18 protein-coding genes and 1 tRNA gene are annotated in these 18,426 nt (G+C 53.1%); 17 read left to right on the top strand and 2 right to left on the bottom strand.

Annotated elements, in window-relative coordinates; genetic code table 11:
- The 14 genes from ACTNC3_RS01985 to rplT all read left to right on the top strand — a co-directional run bounded on the left by ACTNC3_RS01985 (position 1) and on the right by rplT (position 14,658).
- Positions 1–2,067, top strand: coding sequence for a COG1361 S-layer family protein (locus ACTNC3_RS01985; protein ID WP_441226288.1), 2,067 nt, complete (start codon positions 1–3; stop codon positions 2,065–2,067).
- The gene (locus ACTNC3_RS01980) at positions 2,054–3,397 is read left to right on the top strand and encodes an ABC transporter permease (RefSeq protein ID WP_441226287.1); all 1,344 of its coding nucleotides are present in this window, start codon (positions 2,054–2,056) and stop codon (positions 3,395–3,397) included. The genes ACTNC3_RS01985 and ACTNC3_RS01980 overlap by 14 nt, the downstream gene beginning before the upstream one ends.
- A 116-nt stretch (positions 3,398–3,513) precedes the next feature.
- Positions 3,514–4,833 carry an aspartate kinase gene (locus ACTNC3_RS01975; RefSeq protein WP_441226286.1) on the top strand — a complete coding sequence of 440 codons (1,320 nt, stop codon included), beginning with the start codon at positions 3,514–3,516 and terminating at the stop codon, positions 4,831–4,833.
- Positions 4,834–4,937: 104 nt separating this feature from the next.
- Positions 4,938–6,218: an NAD(P)/FAD-dependent oxidoreductase gene (locus ACTNC3_RS01970; RefSeq protein ID WP_410043030.1), complete on the top strand. Its 1,281-nt coding sequence runs from the start codon at positions 4,938–4,940 to the stop codon at positions 6,216–6,218.
- Between the two features lie 79 nt (positions 6,219–6,297).
- Positions 6,298–6,963: a (d)CMP kinase gene (cmk, locus tag ACTNC3_RS01965; protein WP_410043029.1), complete on the top strand. Its 666-nt coding sequence runs from the start codon at positions 6,298–6,300 to the stop codon at positions 6,961–6,963.
- A gap of 12 nt (positions 6,964–6,975) precedes the next feature.
- A complete protein-coding gene (gene ispH / locus ACTNC3_RS01960; protein WP_410043028.1) occupies positions 6,976–7,848 on the top strand; it encodes a 4-hydroxy-3-methylbut-2-enyl diphosphate reductase in 873 nt (290 codons plus the stop codon).
- Positions 7,829–8,965 carry a 30S ribosomal protein S1 gene (gene rpsA / locus ACTNC3_RS01955; protein WP_441226285.1) on the top strand — a complete coding sequence of 379 codons (1,137 nt, stop codon included), beginning with the start codon at positions 7,829–7,831 and terminating at the stop codon, positions 8,963–8,965. Before ispH ends, rpsA begins: the two co-directional genes overlap by 20 nt.
- A gap of 177 nt (positions 8,966–9,142) precedes the next feature.
- Positions 9,143–10,480: a trigger factor gene (gene tig, locus ACTNC3_RS01950; RefSeq protein WP_410043026.1), complete on the top strand. Its 1,338-nt coding sequence runs from the start codon at positions 9,143–9,145 to the stop codon at positions 10,478–10,480.
- A 90-nt stretch (positions 10,481–10,570) separates the two neighbouring features.
- Positions 10,571–11,194, top strand: coding sequence for an ATP-dependent Clp endopeptidase proteolytic subunit ClpP (gene clpP / locus ACTNC3_RS01945; RefSeq protein ID WP_441226284.1), 624 nt, complete (start codon positions 10,571–10,573; stop codon positions 11,192–11,194).
- 49 nt (positions 11,195–11,243) lie between these two features.
- The gene (clpX, locus tag ACTNC3_RS01940) at positions 11,244–12,518 is read left to right on the top strand and encodes an ATP-dependent Clp protease ATP-binding subunit ClpX (RefSeq protein WP_410043024.1); all 1,275 of its coding nucleotides are present in this window, start codon (positions 11,244–11,246) and stop codon (positions 12,516–12,518) included.
- Positions 12,519–12,617: 99 nt separating this feature from the next.
- The gene (yihA, locus tag ACTNC3_RS01935) at positions 12,618–13,232 is read left to right on the top strand and encodes a ribosome biogenesis GTP-binding protein YihA/YsxC (protein ID WP_441226283.1); all 615 of its coding nucleotides are present in this window, start codon (positions 12,618–12,620) and stop codon (positions 13,230–13,232) included.
- A 298-nt stretch (positions 13,233–13,530) separates the two neighbouring features.
- Entirely contained in the window at positions 13,531–14,052 is a 522-nt protein-coding gene (gene infC, locus ACTNC3_RS01930) for a translation initiation factor IF-3 (RefSeq protein ID WP_410043022.1), read from the top strand.
- A 17-nt stretch (positions 14,053–14,069) separates the two neighbouring features.
- On the top strand, positions 14,070–14,273 hold the full coding sequence (gene rpmI / locus ACTNC3_RS01925; RefSeq protein WP_410043021.1) for a 50S ribosomal protein L35: 204 nt from the start codon (positions 14,070–14,072) through the stop codon (positions 14,271–14,273).
- Between the two features lie 28 nt (positions 14,274–14,301).
- Positions 14,302–14,658: a 50S ribosomal protein L20 gene (rplT, locus tag ACTNC3_RS01920; protein ID WP_410043020.1), complete on the top strand. Its 357-nt coding sequence runs from the start codon at positions 14,302–14,304 to the stop codon at positions 14,656–14,658.
- Between the two features lie 433 nt (positions 14,659–15,091).
- On the opposite strand, the gene ACTNC3_RS01915 is transcribed toward rplT, so the two are convergent.
- Together ACTNC3_RS01915 and ACTNC3_RS01910 are read right to left on the bottom strand one after the other, a co-directional pair.
- A tRNA-Leu gene (locus tag ACTNC3_RS01915) sits at positions 15,092–15,174 on the bottom strand.
- A gap of 119 nt (positions 15,175–15,293) precedes the next feature.
- The gene (locus tag ACTNC3_RS01910) at positions 15,294–15,794 is read right to left on the bottom strand and encodes a COG2426 family protein (RefSeq protein ID WP_441226282.1); all 501 of its coding nucleotides are present in this window, start codon (positions 15,792–15,794) and stop codon (positions 15,294–15,296) included.
- A gap of 347 nt (positions 15,795–16,141) precedes the next feature.
- On the opposite strand from ACTNC3_RS01910, the gene ACTNC3_RS01905 reads away from it, so the two are divergent.
- Genes ACTNC3_RS01905 through ACTNC3_RS01895 form a run of 3 tightly spaced genes read left to right on the top strand, consistent with a single transcriptional unit; the run spans position 16,142 to position 18,426 of the window.
- Complete coding sequence (locus ACTNC3_RS01905) at positions 16,142–16,303, top strand: hypothetical protein (RefSeq protein WP_410043018.1); 162 nt, start codon at positions 16,142–16,144, stop codon at positions 16,301–16,303.
- On the top strand, positions 16,300–17,601 hold the full coding sequence (locus ACTNC3_RS01900; protein ID WP_410043017.1) for a tetratricopeptide repeat protein: 1,302 nt from the start codon (positions 16,300–16,302) through the stop codon (positions 17,599–17,601). Before ACTNC3_RS01905 ends, ACTNC3_RS01900 begins: the two co-directional genes overlap by 4 nt.
- Positions 17,602–17,604: 3 nt before the next feature.
- The gene (locus ACTNC3_RS01895) at positions 17,605–18,426 is read left to right on the top strand and encodes a hypothetical protein (protein ID WP_441226281.1); all 822 of its coding nucleotides are present in this window, start codon (positions 17,605–17,607) and stop codon (positions 18,424–18,426) included.

The raw sequence follows: 18,426 nt of genomic DNA, 5'->3' as shown, positions 1-18,426 counted from the left end.
ATGAATCATTTTCACACACAAAAGCATACGATCCTTCGGCGTTTTCTGTGCGGCGCGATGGTGCTCGCGCTCCTGTCGCCGGCATTGACCTTCGTACAGCCGATGGAGGCCCAGGCGTCCTACGTCGATACGAATATGAACACCTTCATCCATGATGCAGCAGACACACCGGTTGCGGGGATCGGGCAGGATTTCCAGCTGACCGTGAAGGTCGGCTTCAACGGCGTGAACGGTCTCTATAATCCGACCGGTGACGTCATCAACAACGTGCGCGTGCGCCTGAGTCAGGACCAGAATCTCTTAAATACGAAGGGCATCGTGCCGAATTCAAAAAAGTCGAATCCGTATGATGAAGACTCGGACAACGAGCAGGAGTCCCTGCAGCATGATGCGTACAATGAAGGCTACCAGGCGGGGGCGCAGCGTGCCTATAATGCGTCGCTGGGCCTCACCTATCCGGTGGACGGTGGTACCTATCCGCTCGAGATCGGCACATCGACGATGAACCAGGAGAAGAACCTTGGCTCGCTGCAGAAGGGCGAGTACAAGGAGGTGACCTTCAATGTAAAGATCCGGAACGATATCAAGGAAGGCTACTATGCGATCCCGATTTCGATGAACTATGATGTGCCGTACAACTCGACGGGGCAGTACGGCAGTCTCAGCCGCGCCGAGTTCATCAATATCTATGTGCAGGACCTCGGAACGATTTCGAATCCGACCAGCGCGACGAAGGATCAGGCCTTCGTGCTCGGCGAGGGACAGTCGACACCGAGCGGTACCTATCCGGGAACCGTACAGTTCGCCGTGAACCTTCGGAATAAGAAGGGACGGGCCCTCTATGATGTCGTCGTGAAGATGAATAAGGGAAACGGTGGTGCAGCCTCGGGTGATTCGTCTTCGACGGCGACCGCTGGAAAGGTCGACTACAGCAGCTTCCCGTTCCGTGTGACGGAGGAGAACTATGACCGCAGCTTCGCCAGTGTCGAGGCGGATCAGACGATCTCGGCTCCGTACTCGATGGCCATCGCGAAGGATTCGAAGAGCGGTGACCATGCCATCGGCTTCACGGTGAGCTATAAGGAGACGCCGAACGCGACCATCACGAAGACAGAGCAGTATACCTACTACGTACATATCAGCAACCCGACCACGGATGAAACCGACAGTCAGCGTGATTTCAATGCTAACGACCGTTCGAAGGCACGACTCGTCGTGGCGGGCTATCATACCGAACCGGAGAAGGTGTTTGCCGGTCAGCCGTTTAAGCTGGTGGTGCAGATGCAGAACGCAAGTACCGGCATCAGTGCCAGCAACATCCTGCTTTCCCTCGAGTCGGAAAAGGTGAATGAGTCCTCGGCACTGTCGACGGAGAACGGCGCGAACTCCTATGTCATCAACAGCCTCGCGGCCGGGGAGACGAAGGAAATCGCCTGGAATATGGTGGCGGAACCGGGGGTCGACCCGCGGTCCTATGCGCTGACCATCAATGAAAAGTATGACTCCCCGGATTTCAAAAATGCCGAGGAGAAGGTGACGCTGAATATCATGGTCAATCAGGAGGCACGACTTTCGGTTTCCAACTACGATGTGATGCCCGAAAGCATTGACGTCGGCAGTGAATCTAACGTGATGTTCAATATCAACAACACCGGCAAGGTGATTCTCTATAATGTCACTGCGGAGTTTAAGGCGGATTCCATCAATGATACCAGCAGCTACGTCGGCAACATCAAGCCGGGTGAGTCGGGCTCCGTGGATGCGATGATCACGGGTGCGGCTCCGACCATGGATGATGGTACGATCCAGGTCATCATCAGCTACGAGGATGTGAACGGAGAGGTGCATACCTCCGAGCAGACGGTGAACCTCATGGTGAACGAGCCGATGGAAAGCACGGATGACATGAACGGCATGGATATGATGCCGGAAGAAACGCCTGGATTTTTCCAGCGCTTCCGACTCCCGATCATCGGTGGGGGCGTCGTTCTGCTGGCGGCAGCTGCGGTTTTCGTGAAGAAGCATAAGGATAAGAAGAAGGAAAAGGAAAACGATGAGACTATTTGATCTTATCAAGCTCGCAACGAGTAACCTGAAGCGACGAAAGATGCGAACCGTACTTACGGTCTTCGGTGTCGCCATCGGTACGGCGTCCATCGTGGTCATGGTGAGTCTCGGCATCGGGATGAGTGCGATGATGCTGAAGTCCTACCAGAGCATGGGCTCGCTGACCCGGATCGACGTATACGAGGGTGGTTATGGCGGCGGCACGAATGGCGATCAGTCCATGATGCTGACCGACGAGACCGTGGAGAGCTTTAAGCATATCCCCCATGTGACCGGCGTGAGTCCGTCCATCGAGGTGAATATCGAGGCGAAGTGCAAGGGCGTCAGCGGCTCCTTCAGCATTGTGGGTGTCACCCAGGATTATCTTCAGCAGCTTGAGCTCCGGGACGGCGGACATCTGCCGGCGGCGAACTCGGATACGCTGGAGCTCCTGTATGGTAATCAGATTCTGTACAGCAGCTTCTATAAGCAGAAAACCTGGGAGAATGTCGAGATCGACCCGGAGAAGGATACGGTATTCATCACCTTCCCGCAGCCGAGCACCTCGCAGGGAACACAAAGCAGTGAGGGCAGTACGCAGGAGCCGAAGCAGAAGAAGTACATCTTCCCGGTGGCCGGGATCATGAAGGGCGGCGCTGAGGACTGGTCGGATGGCTCGTATAATGTCTACACGGACATCGACAGTCTGAAGCGTTTTCTGAAGAAAATCTATAAGAAGGCGCTGGTGCCGAATCCGAGGACGAATAAAAACGGGAAGCCGTATCCGTACTATGTATACAATAATGTCTATGTTTTCGTCGATAACATGGATAACGTCAGTGCAGTACAGAAGCAGATCTCGGACATGGGCTTCAGTGTGAGCTCCAGTATGGAGTGGCTGAAGCAGGCGCAGCAGCAGCTCAATATGGTGCAGCTCGTGCTCGGCGGTATCGGCGGTGTATCGCTTCTCGTCGCGGCGATCGGTATCATGAATACCATGATGATGTCGATCTATGAGCGGACGAAGGAAATCGGTGTTATGAAGGTGCTGGGCTGTGCGATGCCGGATATCCGGAACATGTTCCTCTGTGAATCCGGTATGATCGGGCTCATGGGTGGTATCGCGGGACTCGCTGTCAGCTATCTGATTTCCTATATCATCAATTTCTTTACGAAAAATGCCGGTTCGATGATGTTCGGCTCCGGCTCGACGGGCGGGCTGTCCAGCATTCCGCTCTGGCTCGCGGCCTTCGCGATCGGCTTCGCCATCGCGGTCGGCACGATCGCCGGCTATGTTCCGGCGGCGCGTGCGATGAAGCTGAGTCCGCTGGCAGCGATCCGAAATGAATGATTCTATAGCCGGTCTTCCGACGCCCTTCTATACTTCTCATGATTATTAATTATATTGAGTATTTTGAAGCACGATGATATAATGCGGCAAAATGCCAAATTTGGAGGGAGTACGAAATGATCAAGGTTGCAAAATTTGGCGGAAGCTCCTGCGCCTCCGCGGAACAGTTCAGAAAAGTAAAGGACATCGTTCTTTCTGATAAGTCGAGACACTATATCGTGGTTTCGGCACCAGGTAAGCGGGCTTCCGGCGATACGAAGGTGACCGATCTTCTCTATCGTCTCCAGGATGCAGTCGAAGATGAGAAGAAGTTCCAGGAGACGCTTCAGACGATCAAGGATCGTTATCAGGAGATCATTGACGGCCTCGGGCTCGATTTCAGTCTGGCAGCGGACTTCGATCGGATCGAGCAGGATCTCAAGGCTGGTGCAGATCGTGATTATGCGGCTTCCCGCGGTGAGTTTCTGAATGCGAAGCTGATGGCGGCCTATCTCGGCTTCAGCTTCATCGATTCTGCAAGCTGCTTTGTCTTCAAGGAGGACCGGAGCTGTGATTACCAGAAGACGGAAGAGGGCATCCGCGCAGCACTGAAGGATATCGATTATGCGGTATTCCCGGGCTTCTATGGTGCGAACGAGAAGGGTGAGGTCGTTACCTTCAGCCGTGGCGGCTCAGACGTGACCGGCTCCCTGATCGCAGCGGCGGAGCATGTCGATCTCTATGAGAACTGGACGGATGTATCCGGCTTCCTCGTTGCGGATCCACGCATCGTGCCGAATCCGGAGGTCATCGATTACATCACCTACCGTGAGCTTCGTGAGCTGAGTTACATGGGTGCCGGTGTACTGCATGAGGACGCGATCTTCCCGGTACGCCGTGAGGGTATCCCGATCCAGATCAAGAACACGAACCGTCCGGAGGATCATGGTACCCTCATCGTGCAGAATACGTTGAAGAAGCCGCGTTTCATCATCACCGGTGTCAGCGGAAAGAAGGATTTCTGTGCGATCAACATCGAAAAGGCGATGATGAACTCGGAGATCGGCTTCGCCCGGAAGCTTCTTTCCGTCCTCGAGGACAACAACATCTCCTTCGAGCACATCCCGTCCGGTATCGATACGATGACCCTCGTCATCCATCAGGAGGAGCTCGAGCACTGTGAGCAGAAGATCCTGAACGGCATCCAGCGTGCCGTGAATCCGGACCTCATCGAGCTCGAGTCGGACATCGCTCTGATCGCGGTCGTCGGACGTGGCATGAAGTCATCCCGTGGTGTGGCCGGTCGTGTATTCTCTGCACTCGCCCATGAGTACATCAACATCAAGATGATCGACCAGGGCTCCAGCGAGTACAACATCATCATCGGTGTACGGAACGAGGATTTCGAAAAAGCCATCCGTGCCATCTACAAGATGTTCGTCATGAGCGCTAAATAATATGAATGTTTGACATAAGTCCCGGGGGCAGGCTTTCAATGGCCGCCCCGGGACTTTTATCATGCCCGGACATATGATATAATGCGCGAAGCGAGGATAAAACGATGAGAATAATTGTGATCGGCGGCGGAGCTGCCGGACTGATGGCGGCGATCGCGGCGAAGGAAACCGCGGCGGACGCCGATGTGGTTTTAATAGAAAAGAATGATAAACTCGGAAAAAAGATCTTCATCACGGGAAAGGGGCGCGGCAATCTGACGAATGCGGTGGCCATCGAGGATTTCTTTCCGCAGTATGTGACGAATCCGCGTTTTCTGTACTCGGCACTTTATGACTTCACGAATCAGGATACGATCGAGCTGCTGGAGGCGCACGGCTGCCGGACGAAGGTTGAGCGTGGCGACCGAGTCTTCCCGGTATCGGATCATGCCTACAGTATCACGGATGCACTTAAGCACTCTATCAAGAAGCTGGGCGTCGAGATCCGCTATAAGACCGAGGTGAAGAAGATCGAGCTTCGGGACGGGCAGGTCCGTGGTGTGGTGACGGATCGTGGCTTCCTGCCGGCGGATGCGGTGATCGTCGCGACCGGCGGCCGCAGCTATCCGTCGACCGGCTCTACCGGTGATGGCTATCGCTTCGCCGAGGAGGCTGGCCTCCAGGTGACGGAAACCTATCCGTCCCTCGTCGCCCTCGAGGTGCATGAACCGGATGCCTACCGTCTGAAGGGCTTAAGCCTCCGAAACATCGCGATCGATATCCGGGACGAGGATGGAAAAAGCTACTACCGGGACTTCGGTGAGCTCGAGTTTATGGAGAGCGGACTGCGTGGCCCGGTGATCATCTCGGCATCGGCGGTCGTAACGAAGCTCGTCAATGCTTCCGACCATAAAAAGTGGAAGCTCCTCACCGTGCACATCGACCTGAAGCCGGCGCTGGAGGATGCAGAGCTCGACCGTCGCCTGCTCCGTGATTTTGATACCTATCGGAATAAGGAGCTCCGCAATGCGTTTTCCGAGCTCCTCCCATCGCAGCTGATTCCGGTCTTCACGGCACGACTCGCCGCGCAGGGGGTCGATATCAATCGAAAGGTCACCGAGGTCGATCGCGAGACACGGAAGAAGATCGCGGGCCTCATCCGGGATTTCAGCTTCACGATCCGCGGTACCGGCAGCTTCAAGGAGGCCATCGTCACCCAGGGTGGCGTCGCTGTGAAGGAGCTGAATCCGAAAACGATGGAAGCGAAGAAGGTGAAGGGACTGTACTTCGCCGGCGAGGTCATCGACGTCGACGGCTATACCGGCGGCTTCAATATGCAGATGGCCTTCTCCACCGGCCACCTCGCCGGTAAGTCTGCCGCTGAAGCACTCAATTATAAATATTAGATAAATGGAACAATTCCGGTCACCGCCCCTGCGAGCACTGACCTGAATTGTAACAATGTGAAATATGAAGGAGGCTGTTATGCCATATAGTATTGCCATCGATGGGCCGGCGGGTGCCGGCAAGTCGACGATTGCGAAGGCCGTAGCGCGAGAACTCGGCTATGTTTATATCGATACCGGTGCCATGTATCGTGCCGTCGGTCTGTTCTGTCTCGATCAGGCTATCGCCCTCACGGATGAGGCGCGCGTGTCGGAGGCGGTGCGCGACATCGACATCACGATCGCCTATGATGAGGAAGGAGCTCAGCAGGTCTTCCTGAACGGCGCCAATGTCTCCACCCGGATTCGTACCCAGCAGGTCGGTGATGCCGCATCCACGGTGTCCCAGTATCCGGCCGTGCGGGAGAAGATGGTGAAGCTGCAGCAGAGCCTCGCGGAGCATACCTCGGTCGTGATGGATGGCCGGGATATCGCATCGAAGGTGCTTCCGCATGCGGATACGAAGATCTATCTCACTGCATCCGTCGAGGAACGCGCACATCGTCGTGCGAACGAACTGCGTGAAAAGGGAGAGACCTGTGACATCGCAGAGGTTGAGGCGGAGATCCGTGCGCGGGATGACCGCGATATGCATCGTCAGCATTCCCCACTCATCCAGGTGCCGGAGGCGGTGCTCGTCGACAGCTCGACACTGACCATCGATGAGACGATCGACCGTATCCTCGAGATCTGTATGCAGCATTGAGGTCGGCGCGATATGAAGGTAACACTTGCAAAAACCGCCGGCTTCTGCTTCGGCGTGCAGCGCGCGGTTGATACCGTGTACCGCGTACTCGAGGAGGAGCATGAAAAACCGCTCGATGAACAGCGTTCGATCTATACGTACGGACCGATCGTGCATAATGAAACCGTGATTCAGAAGCTCGCCGCAGAGGGCGTGGAGGTACTCGAATCCGAGGAGGAGCTTGCGACGCTTCACGACGGCATCGTCATCATCCGTGCACATGGGGTGCCGAAGCACATCTATGAGCTGCTTGAAAAGCAGAAGGTCGAAGCCGTCGATGCTTCGTGCCCCTTCGTCCAGAAGATCCAACGCCTCGTGCAGCAGCACACAGCAGCCGGTGAAGAGGTCTTCGTGACCGGAAACCCGGAGCATCCGGAGGTGATCGGCATCATGGGCTGGGCGGAAGGCGGCATTTCTGCGATTCCGGACATCGAAACCGCTGAAAAATTACCAAACGGAGAGGGCAGAAGCGTGGTTGTCGTGTCACAAACCACGTTTAATATCGATAAATTCAAACTAATTATTGATATTTTGAAAAAAAAGCATTATTATGTTAATGCTATTAATACGATTTGCAACGCAACGTTTGAGCGACAGTCGGAGGCGAAGGAACTGGCGAAACAGTCCGACGCCATGATTGTCATTGGGGGACGCAGTTCCTCCAACACGAAGAAACTTTTTGAGATTTGTAAAGACCAGTGTCGTAACACCCAGTTGATACAAACGGTTGGAGATCTTAACTTCGTTCAGGATGAAGCGGTTCAAAACGTAGGTATTACAGCTGGGGCAAGCACCCCGAAAGAAATTATTGAGGAGGTTCAAAATTATGTCAGAGATGAGTTTTGAACAGATGCTTGACGCATCATTAAAGTCTATTCATGCAGGGGAGATTGTTACTGGTAAGGTTATTAGTGTAAAGCCTGACGAGATTGCACTCAACATTGGGTACAAGTCCGATGGTATCATGACCAGAAGTGATTACAGCGCAGATAACACTGTAGACCTCACCACAGTAGTCAATGTCGGCGATGAAATCGAGTGCAAGGTAAAGAAGGTAAACGATGGAGAGGGACAGGTTGTTCTTTCTCACAGAGAGGCTCTTGCTTCCAAGGCTTCCGAGGAGCTCAAGGATGCATTTGAGAACCAGACCGTTCTTACCGGCAAGGTTGTTCAGGTTGTCAAGGGCGGCCTGAATGTTGAGGTAAATGGTGCACGTGTATTTATCCCTGCATCCCTCGTATCTGATACCTTCGAGAGAGATCTCACCAAGTATCAGGGTCAGGATATCCAGTTTGTGATCACTGAGTTCAATCCGATGAAGCGCAGAGTCATCGGTGATCGTAAGCAGCTTATGGCAGCTACGAAGAAGGAGCAGCACGACAAGCTCTTCAGTGAGCTTCAGGTCGGCGATGTTCGTACCGGTGTTGTTAAGAACCTTACTGATTTCGGTGCATTCATCGATCTCGGTGGCGCTGATGGTCTCCTTCATATCTCCGAGATGTCCTGGGGCCGTATCGAGAACCCGAAGAAGCTTTTCAAGTCCGGCCAGGAGGTTAAGGTACTTGTTAAGGAGATCAACGGTGAGAGAATCGCTCTTACACGTAAGTTCCCGGATGAGAACCCGTGGAAGGATGCAGAGATCAAGTTCGCTGTTGGTACGGTTGTAAGCGGCAAGGTTGCACGTATGACCGACTTTGGCGCATTCGTAGAGCTTGAGAAGGGCATCGATGCACTTCTTCACGTATCTCAGATTTCCAGAGAGCATGTGAACAAGCCGTCAGACGTTCTCGAGGTTGGCCAGGAGATCGAGGCGAAGATCGTCGATCTCGACGTAGACAGTCACAAGATTTCCCTGAGCATGAAGGCTCTTTCTGAGCCGGAGCGCAAGGAGGATCTCGATGTTGCAGACGTTGACATCGAGGCTGTAGGCAAGGCTGAGGCTGAGCGCGTAGACGAGGAGTAATCCGCATAGACAGAGGGTCGGACAGAAATGTCCGGCTCTCTTTTTTTAAAATCCTTGCGTGGGACTTTTTTACGTGCTATACTCTTGACTCGGATATGTTGACTCATGGGAGAAGTATGCGCATTTCCCCTGTGCGTTTGCATAATATATAAAACGAAAGTTTCGGAGGTACTCTTAATGAGCGTTAAAGTTGAAAATCTTGAGAAGAATATGGCTAAGCTGACCGTTGAGGTGGACAATGCTGAGTTTTTAAAGGCCATCGATGTAGCATACAAGAAGAACCGTAACAAGTTCAATCTTCCTGGTTTCCGTAAGGGCAAGGCACCGAAGGAGATGATCATGAAGATGTACGGACCACAGGTATTCTTCGAGGATGCGCTCAATGAGATTCTTGATAAGACCTATCCGGAGGCTGCGAAGGAGTCCGGCCTCGAGATCGTTTCCAGACCGGAGATCGGCGTAGAGCAGATCGGTATGGATCAGAACGTGATCTACACAGCAACCGTTGCTGTAAAGCCGGAGGTTACCCTCGGTGAGTATAAGGGCGTTACGGTAGAGAAGGCAGAGACCACGGTAAGCGCAAAGGAAGTCAACGAGAAGCTGGCTGCTGAGCTTGAGAAGAATGCACGTGTCGTTGAGGTTGATCGTGAGATCAAGAAGGATGATATCGCAAACATCGATTTCGTGGGCTCCGTAGACGGTGTTGAGTTCGAAGGTGGCAAGGGCGAGGATTACCCGCTGACCATCGGCTCTGGCACCTTCATCCCGGGCTTCGAGGATCAGCTGATCGGCCACAAGGCTGGTGAGACCGTCGATGTAAAGGTTACCTTCCCGGAGAACTACGGCGCAAAGGATCTCGCAGGTAAGGAAGCACTTTTCGTAACCACCATCAAGACGGTTAAGGAGAAGCAGGTTCCGGCTGCTGACGACGAGTTCGCATCCGAGGTTTCTGAGTTCGACACCCTCGATGAGTATAAGAAGGATCTGAAGAAGACCCTGAAGGAGGAGAAGGAGAAGGCTGCAACCACGACCAATGAGAGAAATGTCATCGCAAAGGTCGTTGAGAACGCTTCCGTAGAGATCCCGGCACCGATGCTTGAGGCACAGCTGGACAACATGCTCTATGATTACCAGACCAGACTTGCTCAGCAGGGCATCCCGATGGATCAGTATCTCAAGATCACCGGCCAGACTGTAGAGCAGATCAAGGACCAGATGAAGGAGAGCGCTGAGAAGAATCTCAAGACGTCCCTTGTGATCGAAGCCATCATGGAGAAGGAGAACATCACCGTCGCTGAAGAGCGTGTAGATGAGGAGTTCAAGAAGATCGCAGAGCAGTACAAGATGGAGTATGATGACCTCAAGAAGACGGTTTCCGAGGAGCAGAAGGAGAGCATGAAGAGAGAGATCGCTTTCCAGGAGACCATCGATATGCTCGTAGCTGAGGCGAACCTTGTAAAGGCAGAGAAGAAGTCCAAGAAGGCTGCTGAGGACGAGGAGAAGACTGAGGAGTAATTCCTGTATCGCTTCATCGAAGATTTAAAGATTTTTAGCGGTGCAGGTAACTGCACCGCCTTTTTTTAAGATTCATAGGGAGGTTTCATTATGAATTTAACACCTAGAGATATTACAACGATTCCGTATGTCATTCAGTCGACATCCAGAGGAGAGCGTTCCTATGACATCTTCTCCCGTCTTCTGAATGAGCGTATCATCTTCCTCGGAGATGAAGTGAATCATGATACCGCTTCCCTCGTCGTCGCACAGCTTCTGTACCTCGAGTCCGAGGATCCGGATAAGGACATCAGCCTGTACATCAACAGCCCGGGTGGCGTGATCACGGACGGTATGGCGATCTACGATACCATGCGTTACATCAAGTGCGATGTATCCACCATCTGTGTCGGCATGGCTGCATCGATGGGTGCCTTCCTCCTGGCCGGCGGTACGAAGGGCAAGCGTATGATCCTTCCGAATGCTGAGGTCATGATTCACCAGCCGTCGGGCGGTGCACAGGGCCAGGCCACGGAGATCCAGATCACGGCAGAGTGGATCCTTCGTACGAAGAAGCACATGGCGGAGATCCTCGCAGCGAACTGCGGACAGCCGGTGGAGAAGGTGATGGAGGATACGGAGCGTGATCACTGGATGACGGCACAGCAGGCGCTGGAGTACGGCATCGTCGATCATATCTTCGAATCACGCGAAGCAGCTGAGGTACGGAACTGAGTACCGGTAGCAGCATCATCAGACTAACCAGAACGAGAGGACTGCATTCATGCAAATGAAACCAGACGATAAAATCCGCTGTTCTTTCTGCGGTAAATCGGCGAAGCAGGTACATAAGCTCATCGCCGGTTTAAATAATAATTATATCTGTGACGAGTGTGTCGAGCTCTGCGAGGAGATCCTGAACGAGCAGGATGGTGATTTCAGAGAGGACAGCGACACCTCAGACATCCATCTTCTGAAGCCGAAGGAGATCCATGATTTCCTCGATGAGTATGTCATCGGACAGGATGAGGCGAAGAAGGTGCTGTCTGTAGCGGTTTATAACCACTACAAGCGCATCACCTCGAAAATCAAGGACATCGACGTTCAGAAGTCGAACATCCTGATGATCGGACCGACCGGTACCGGTAAGACCTACCTGGCACAGACCCTGGCCCGCATCCTCGGCGTTCCGTTCGCAATCGCAGATGCTACGGCGCTCACCGAAGCCGGCTATGTCGGCGAGGATGTCGAGAACATCCTCCTGAAGCTGATTCAGGCGGCAGACTATGATATCAAGCGTGCGGAGATCGGTATCATCTATATCGATGAGATCGATAAGATCACGAAGAAGTCGGAGAATGTCTCCATCACCCGTGATGTCTCCGGCGAGGGCGTTCAGCAGGCACTGCTGAAGATCCTCGAGGGGACCGTCGCTTCCGTACCACCTCAGGGCGGACGGAAGCATCCGCAGCAGGAGCTCATCCAGATCGATACGACGAATATCCTGTTCATCTGCGGCGGTGCATTTGACGGCCTCGAGCACATCATCGAGAAGCGTGTCGCTTCCGGATCGATGGGCTTCGGTGCGGACATCGTCGAGAAGAATCGCGACAACTACGATGACATCCTTCGTCAGGTACAGCCGGAGGATCTCGTACGCTTCGGTCTGATCCCGGAGTTTATCGGACGAGTACCGGTTGATGTCACCCTGCAGTCACATGATGCGGCGACCCTGAAGCGTATTCTGACGACCCCGAAGAACGCGCTCGTGAAGCAGTATCAGAAGCTGTTTGAGATCGACGGTGTCGAGCTCCGATTTACGGATGAGGCAGTCAGCGCCATCGCCGAGAAGGCAGCCGAGCGCAAGACCGGTGCCAGAGGACTCCGCTCCATCATGGAAGATATGATGATGGACATCATGTATGAGATTCCGTCCGAGCCGGACATCCAGAGCGTGGAGATCACGGAGGATGTGGTGAAGGGCACGGGCGAACCGATCATCACCCGTAAAGAGAAGAAAACAGCCCCTCGTGCAGATGCAGCAGATACGGCTGTATGAGTTTGACGAAACCCGATCGGTTATGTGCCGACCGGGTTTCCTGATCCTGAACCAGCTGGATCCGTCAGGTATCAATCATCACTAAGAAAAGGAGATTCCATGAAGATCACTTCTGTAGAGCTGGAGAGAGTGCTGGGCGTAAAATCCGAGCTTCCGAAGACCGGAAAACCTGAATTTGTCATGGCGGGACGATCCAATGTCGGAAAGTCCTCCTTTATCAATGCCTTCGTCAATCGAAAGAACTTCGCCCGTACGAGCTCGACACCGGGTAAGACGCGCACGATCAACTTTTATAACATCAACGAACGGTTTTATCTCGTCGACCTCCCTGGCTACGGCTATGCATCCACCGGTGCGGTCGAGCAGGAGAAGTGGGGTCGGATGATCAACCGCTATCTCGAAACCTCGGACGACATCGAGGAGGTGATCCTCTTCGTAGACATCCGCCACGATCCATCGAAGCTCGACATCCAGATGTTCGACTACGTGACCCAGGTCACCGGCTTCGAGCCGATCGTCATCCTGACGAAGATGGATAAGATCAATCGCTCACAGATCAAAAAGCAGACCGCTGCGATCCGCAAGGCTCTGCACGCGACGGAAAACTGTACGATGATCCCGTTCTCCTCCCAATCAAAGCAGGGACTCGAGAGCATCTATGCGATCATCGACGAGATTATGGATGCCCCGGAAACTCCAGAGACACAGGCGTGAGCCTGGATGTAGTAAGGGCTCAGGTAGTGGACCCTCCGGGCCCCTTACCTGTCTGAACTGTTACATCTGATGTAAACCGGGAATTGCAAAATTCCGAAAACGGGCTTGACATCGGTGCAGACTGGTGCTAGTCTATAAAGGTCGTAAAGACAAAGGAAAGTAGGTATCCACCTCACCTTGGCAGTTGTAGCTGACCCGGGTTCATATTTGATTATTACTTCGTGTATTTTCATTATGGTGGATTGGCTTACAATCCGCCATTTTTTTGCATTCGACCAGTGTATGTGGAGAGGAGTTTATGGCTATTAAGAAAAACGCAAGCATCGAAATTAACGAGCAGATCCGTGACAGAGAGGTAAGAGTCATTGGTGCAGAGGGCGAGCAGCTCGGTATCATGTCTTCCAAGGACGCTTATATGATGGCGAAGGAGAAGGACCTGGATCTTATTAAGATCGCGCCGACTGCAACGCCGCCTGTTGTAAAGATCGCCGACTTCGGTAAGTATCGTTACGAGATGATGCGTAAGGAAAAGGAAGCCAAGCGTAATCAGCGCGTAACTGAGCTGAAGGAGATCCGTATGACACCGAACATCGATCAGAACGATCTCAACACAAAGTTATCCGCTGCACGTAAGTTCCTCGAGAAGGGCAATAAGGTCAAGGTCGCTCTTCGATTCAGAGGCCGTGAGATGTCTCGTATGAATCAGTCCAAGTACATCCTTGACGAGTTCGCCGAGCAGCTGAAGGACATCGCTGTCCTCGATAAGCCGGCGAAGGTAGAAGGCAGAAACATGGCGATTGTAATAAGCCCGAAAAAGTAAAATCACAGGAGGCTGTTATGGCAAAGTTAAAGCTGAAGACAAAGAGAGCTGCTGCTAAGCGCTTTAAAGTTACTGGCACAGGAAAGCTTGTAAGAAATAAGGCTTACAAGTCCCACATTCTCACCAAGAAGACAACGAAGCGTAAGAGAGGCCTGCGCAAGGATACTGTCCTTGATCAGACCAACGTTAAGACGATGAAGAAGATTCTTCCATACCTTTGATTTGTAGACTTTAGAGGAGGAAATTAAAATGAGAATTAAGGGCGGATTAAACGCTAAGAAGAAGCATAATAGAGTACTCAAGCTTGCTAAAGGCTACAGAGGATCTCGCTCCAAGCACTACAGAGTAGCGAAGCAGAGCGTAATGAGAGCACTTACGGAGTCCTACAGAGGCCGTAAGGAGAGAAAGAGACAGTTCAGACAGCTCTGGATCGCTCGTATCAACGCAGCTGCAAGACTGAATGGTCTTTCTTACAGCAAGTTCATGTTCGGCCTCAAGAATGCCGGCATCGATATGAACCGTAAGATGCTTTCCGAGATCGCAATCGCTGATCCGGAGGGATTTGCAAAGCTCGCTGAGACTGCAAAGGCTAACCTCGCAAAGTAATGTTCGACCGACAGGATTCGTCCTGTCGGTTTTTTAATGCTCGTTTGCCGTGCGGACGTGAAGAGGCCGGCGATGGACTCTGTGGCCGAACACGCATTTCGATGACAGTCCGGCCAGCACCCAGGAGGGCCGGCAACAGAAGCACAGTACTCCGAGGCCGGTAAACTCTAAGCCAGGGACCCTAAGCGGCACTAGGCCCTCTGCAATCACTGAGTTTTCTTGAGGAAAACTCAGCGTTGCAGAGGGTTCCAAGGAGAGATAGCACCAAGTGCCGCTAAGGGGACCTGGCTTGATTTTACACGTCCTCTACGTATGGCTTCTGTTGCCGGTCCTCATGGGCACTGGCCGATTTCCGTTTCCCGATGAAAAATCAAATATCTAACTCGGAAAAACACATAAAAAAAGAACCGATTCTTATGAATCGATTCCTTGATGCGGAAGAAGGGATTTGAACCCTCAAGAGTGTAACCTCACACGGACCTGAACCGTGCGCGTCTGCCGTTCCGCCACTTCCGCGAACTCGTATATAATAGCATGGTGAGATGGGTTCGTCAACAACTAATTTTTACTTTTTTTGATTGGACTTTGCGGTGGGATCGGTCACGGAGTCCACTGCCGGGCCACCACATTTGAATTCAGTGGAGGAACGCGCCGAGCACGCCGTAGGAGACGATCGACATGATGGCGGAGGCGAGCAGTACGCCGACGATGATGGCGAGGAAGGACTTCTTCCGCGGCATGTGCAGGAGGCCTGCGACGAGGGAGCCGGTCCATGCGCCGGTGCCCGGAAGCGGGATGCCGACGAAGAGCACGAGGCCCCAGAAATCATACTTCTGAATCGATGCCTGGTTCTTCTCGACCTTCTCACGGAGCTTTCGCGCGATCCCCTGTGTCGGTCCGAAATGCTCACAGGCCAGTACGATCTTCTCGATGAAGAGAAGGATCAGCGGGATCGGCAGGAGATTTCCAACGATGCAGAGGATCACTGCACGCAGATACGGCACGCCCAGCAGCGAGGATGCGAGGAGTCCGCCACGGAGCTCCAGGATCGGCATCAAGGAAATGATGAAGACGATGGCGTCCTTCGAGAGGAGTCCCGTCAGGTGAGTAGTGACAAAACTTACAAGTGCTTCCATTTTTGACCTCAATTTCCTAATAATATCGTAATTCAGTTTTCTTGAATGCCCCTATGGAATGTGATAGACTAAACAGATGATTTGAAAGTGCGCGCACACGTCATCTGGAAGATAACGAGGTCTCCCGCGGCGTGCTGGCAGTTCTGGTCGCCTGCATTGTCCGACGCCATAAAAGGCACAATGCCGATTCTATCGACTGCGTCCCACAGTGTCAAGCTATGCGCAGATTTCAGCTCACTGAAACAAGGAAATGTAAGCCGGGAGACGGTCTAACCGATGTCTGCCATCCGGGAATCACGGGGTTGACGCGGTACCACAGGTCCCCGAACAGCTGTAGAAAGAATAGTATGATCAGTTACGAAGAAGAAATCAAACGTTTTAAGCCGAGTCTCGATGTCGATCAGATCGAGGATGCGATCGCGAAGGTGGATCTCACCGATATGAACGACATCATGACCAGTCTCATCGAGGAGGCCATCAAGCATAAAAAGGATGAGAGCGTTAAATGAAGTATGACGTAATGCTGGAGCAGATCGCAAACTGCTACTATAATCTGGGACTCGAGCGTGCACGTCTGCGCGATCTGAGTGGCGCCGCCGAGCTGCTGAAGAAGTCGCTGACCTTCGATAAGTATCAGAAGGATGCGCGAAATCTGCTGGGGCTGATCTTTTTCGAGTGTGGTGAGACCGCGGATGCGCTCGTGCAGTGGGTCATCAGTATGAACCTGCTCCCACAGGATAACATCGCGGATCATTATCTCGATGAGGTCCAGCGCAAGCCGGCGATCCTCCGAATCTGTTCGGACAATGTCAAGCGCTACAATCAGGCGCTGGACTACGCGCAGAACAACAACGAGGACCTCGCCATCATGCAGCTTAATCAGGTCATCGAGGACAGTCCGAACTATATCAAGGCACACATCCTGCTCGCTCTTTTATATATGAAGAGAGAGGACTGGGTGAAGGCGGGACGCAGCCTCTACCTCGTGCTGAAAATCGATCGCAACAACCCGAAGGCCCTCGTGCTGATGGATGAGGTCAAGCATAACACCGGCCGGAAGGAGGTCGAGCAGAGCCGCCTGAAGAATGCATTTTCCCACCGCAAGATGACGGATGATGATGTGCTGATTCCCCAGGAGGTGAAGCAGGTGTCACCGTGGATGGTCGTCGGCTACATCTTCGTCGGCGTCATCCTGGCACTCTTCGCATTTTATCTGCTGATCATGCCGGCGAAGACGAAGGCGCTCAATGCGGAGAACAACCGTGAGCTGATTTCCTATACCGAGAAACTCGATGCCTCGAACCGTGAATATGCAGAGCTGAAGGACTCATATGATACGCTGGAGTCGCAGTACGCCGAGGCAGCTCAGCAGGTTTCACAGTTTGAGAATGCCAATGCCTCCTTCATGGGGCAGTACCAGGCACTGAACGAGATCCGGACAGCGCTTGCAAATGGCGATGTCCTTCAGGCGGCGAAGCTCTATACGGACCTCGATCAGACGCAGATCAGTGATGCGACGATGCTGCAGCAGCTTCAGAGCATCAAGGTGGAGATGGAGGGCTCGATCTATCAGGAGCTCGCCGACCAGGCGACCAACGCCTGGAACAGCGGAAACCAGGATCAGGCAGCCGAGCTGTATAATCTGAGCCTGGCGATCCGCGAGGAACCGGAAAATATGTATCTCCTCGGACGTCTCTACCAGAGTATGGGACGAACGGAGGAAGCAAATACACTGTTTGATAAAATCATCGGCGCACACCCGGATTCAAATTATGCCGAGCGCGCGAGACAGGCAAGAGGGTACTGATCCATGCTGAATGTTGAGAAGATCCGCCTGATGACCCAGCTTTCGATTTATGACAGGAAAGAGGGGAAGGCGATACGGGATGTAAGCAGATATTTCAAGGGAGACTATCTCTCCCGGAGGATGTTCATGGCACTCGTGCACTATACACTGTGCTTTATTCTGGTGTCTATGCTGCTGATGCTGATCAATATCGAAGAGCTTCTGATGCATCTGAACATCCCGTTTATCGTGGCAGCGGTCCGGGTCCTTCTTTTCATTTATGTGCTCGGCTTCGTCGGGATGATGGCCTTTTCCTATGTGCGCTATGCACGGGCCTACGATGATCTTCACCGGAAGAGTCTCTATTATATGGCGAAGCTCGACAAGCTTCTGCAGCTCGAGGAGGCACCGGATACGAAACTTGACATCGAGAGCGCCGGCTCCGAGTTTTATAAGGAGAAGGGCGGGAAGATCCGCGTCATGGAGGATGCGCCTCTGCGGCAGACGAAGCGTTCGAAGACAGCGCCGGACAGAAGGGGCAACGCGAGCGCGGCTCCGAAACAGGTAGAAGCACAGCCTGTGAAGCGAAAGAGTGCGGTGCAGGACACGGACCGGCAGGAAGAGGCGTGGCTCGATGATCCGATCGAGCAAGAGAACGGCTGGCTGGATGATCCGGTTGAACCGGAAGACGGCTGGCTGGACGACGGAAACGATGCAGTAACCACAGGCGACGATGGTGACTGGCTGGACGATCCGGTCGATCCGAAGCCGCATAGTGACACGGGCAGAGCCTCTATGGATGGCATACAGCTCATGGATTTCAGAAAACATCACGAAGGAAGATAA

Source organism: Oribacterium sp. HCP3S3_B9 (assembly GCF_052064255.1).
GTDB lineage: Bacteria > Bacillota > Clostridia > Lachnospirales > Lachnospiraceae > Oribacterium.
This window is presented reverse-complemented; position numbering and strand designations above follow the sequence as displayed.

Excerpts from the sequence above, each read along its gene's own strand:
- ACTNC3_RS01985 (WP_441226288.1), top strand. The coding sequence starts at position 1 with ATGAATCATTTTCACACACAAAAGCATACGATCCTTCGGCGTTTTCTG.
- ACTNC3_RS01980 (WP_441226287.1), top strand. The coding sequence starts at position 2,054 with ATGAGACTATTTGATCTTATCAAGCTCGCAACGAGTAACCTGAAGCGA.
- ACTNC3_RS01975 (WP_441226286.1), top strand. The coding sequence starts at position 3,514 with ATGATCAAGGTTGCAAAATTTGGCGGAAGCTCCTGCGCCTCCGCGGAA.
- ACTNC3_RS01970 (WP_410043030.1), top strand. The coding sequence starts at position 4,938 with ATGAGAATAATTGTGATCGGCGGCGGAGCTGCCGGACTGATGGCGGCG.
- cmk (WP_410043029.1), top strand. The coding sequence starts at position 6,298 with ATGCCATATAGTATTGCCATCGATGGGCCGGCGGGTGCCGGCAAGTCG.
- ispH (WP_410043028.1), top strand. The coding sequence starts at position 6,976 with ATGAAGGTAACACTTGCAAAAACCGCCGGCTTCTGCTTCGGCGTGCAG.
- rpsA (WP_441226285.1), top strand. The coding sequence starts at position 7,829 with ATGTCAGAGATGAGTTTTGAACAGATGCTTGACGCATCATTAAAGTCT.
- tig (WP_410043026.1), top strand. The coding sequence starts at position 9,143 with ATGAGCGTTAAAGTTGAAAATCTTGAGAAGAATATGGCTAAGCTGACC.
- clpP (WP_441226284.1), top strand. The coding sequence starts at position 10,571 with ATGAATTTAACACCTAGAGATATTACAACGATTCCGTATGTCATTCAG.
- clpX (WP_410043024.1), top strand. The coding sequence starts at position 11,244 with ATGCAAATGAAACCAGACGATAAAATCCGCTGTTCTTTCTGCGGTAAA.
- yihA (WP_441226283.1), top strand. The coding sequence starts at position 12,618 with ATGAAGATCACTTCTGTAGAGCTGGAGAGAGTGCTGGGCGTAAAATCC.
- infC (WP_410043022.1), top strand. The coding sequence starts at position 13,531 with ATGGCTATTAAGAAAAACGCAAGCATCGAAATTAACGAGCAGATCCGT.
- rpmI (WP_410043021.1), top strand. The coding sequence starts at position 14,070 with ATGGCAAAGTTAAAGCTGAAGACAAAGAGAGCTGCTGCTAAGCGCTTT.
- rplT (WP_410043020.1), top strand. The coding sequence starts at position 14,302 with ATGAGAATTAAGGGCGGATTAAACGCTAAGAAGAAGCATAATAGAGTA.
- ACTNC3_RS01910 (WP_441226282.1), bottom strand. The coding sequence starts at position 15,794 with ATGGAAGCACTTGTAAGTTTTGTCACTACTCACCTGACGGGACTCCTC.
- ACTNC3_RS01905 (WP_410043018.1), top strand. The coding sequence starts at position 16,142 with ATGATCAGTTACGAAGAAGAAATCAAACGTTTTAAGCCGAGTCTCGAT.
- ACTNC3_RS01900 (WP_410043017.1), top strand. The coding sequence starts at position 16,300 with ATGAAGTATGACGTAATGCTGGAGCAGATCGCAAACTGCTACTATAAT.
- ACTNC3_RS01895 (WP_441226281.1), top strand. The coding sequence starts at position 17,605 with ATGCTGAATGTTGAGAAGATCCGCCTGATGACCCAGCTTTCGATTTAT.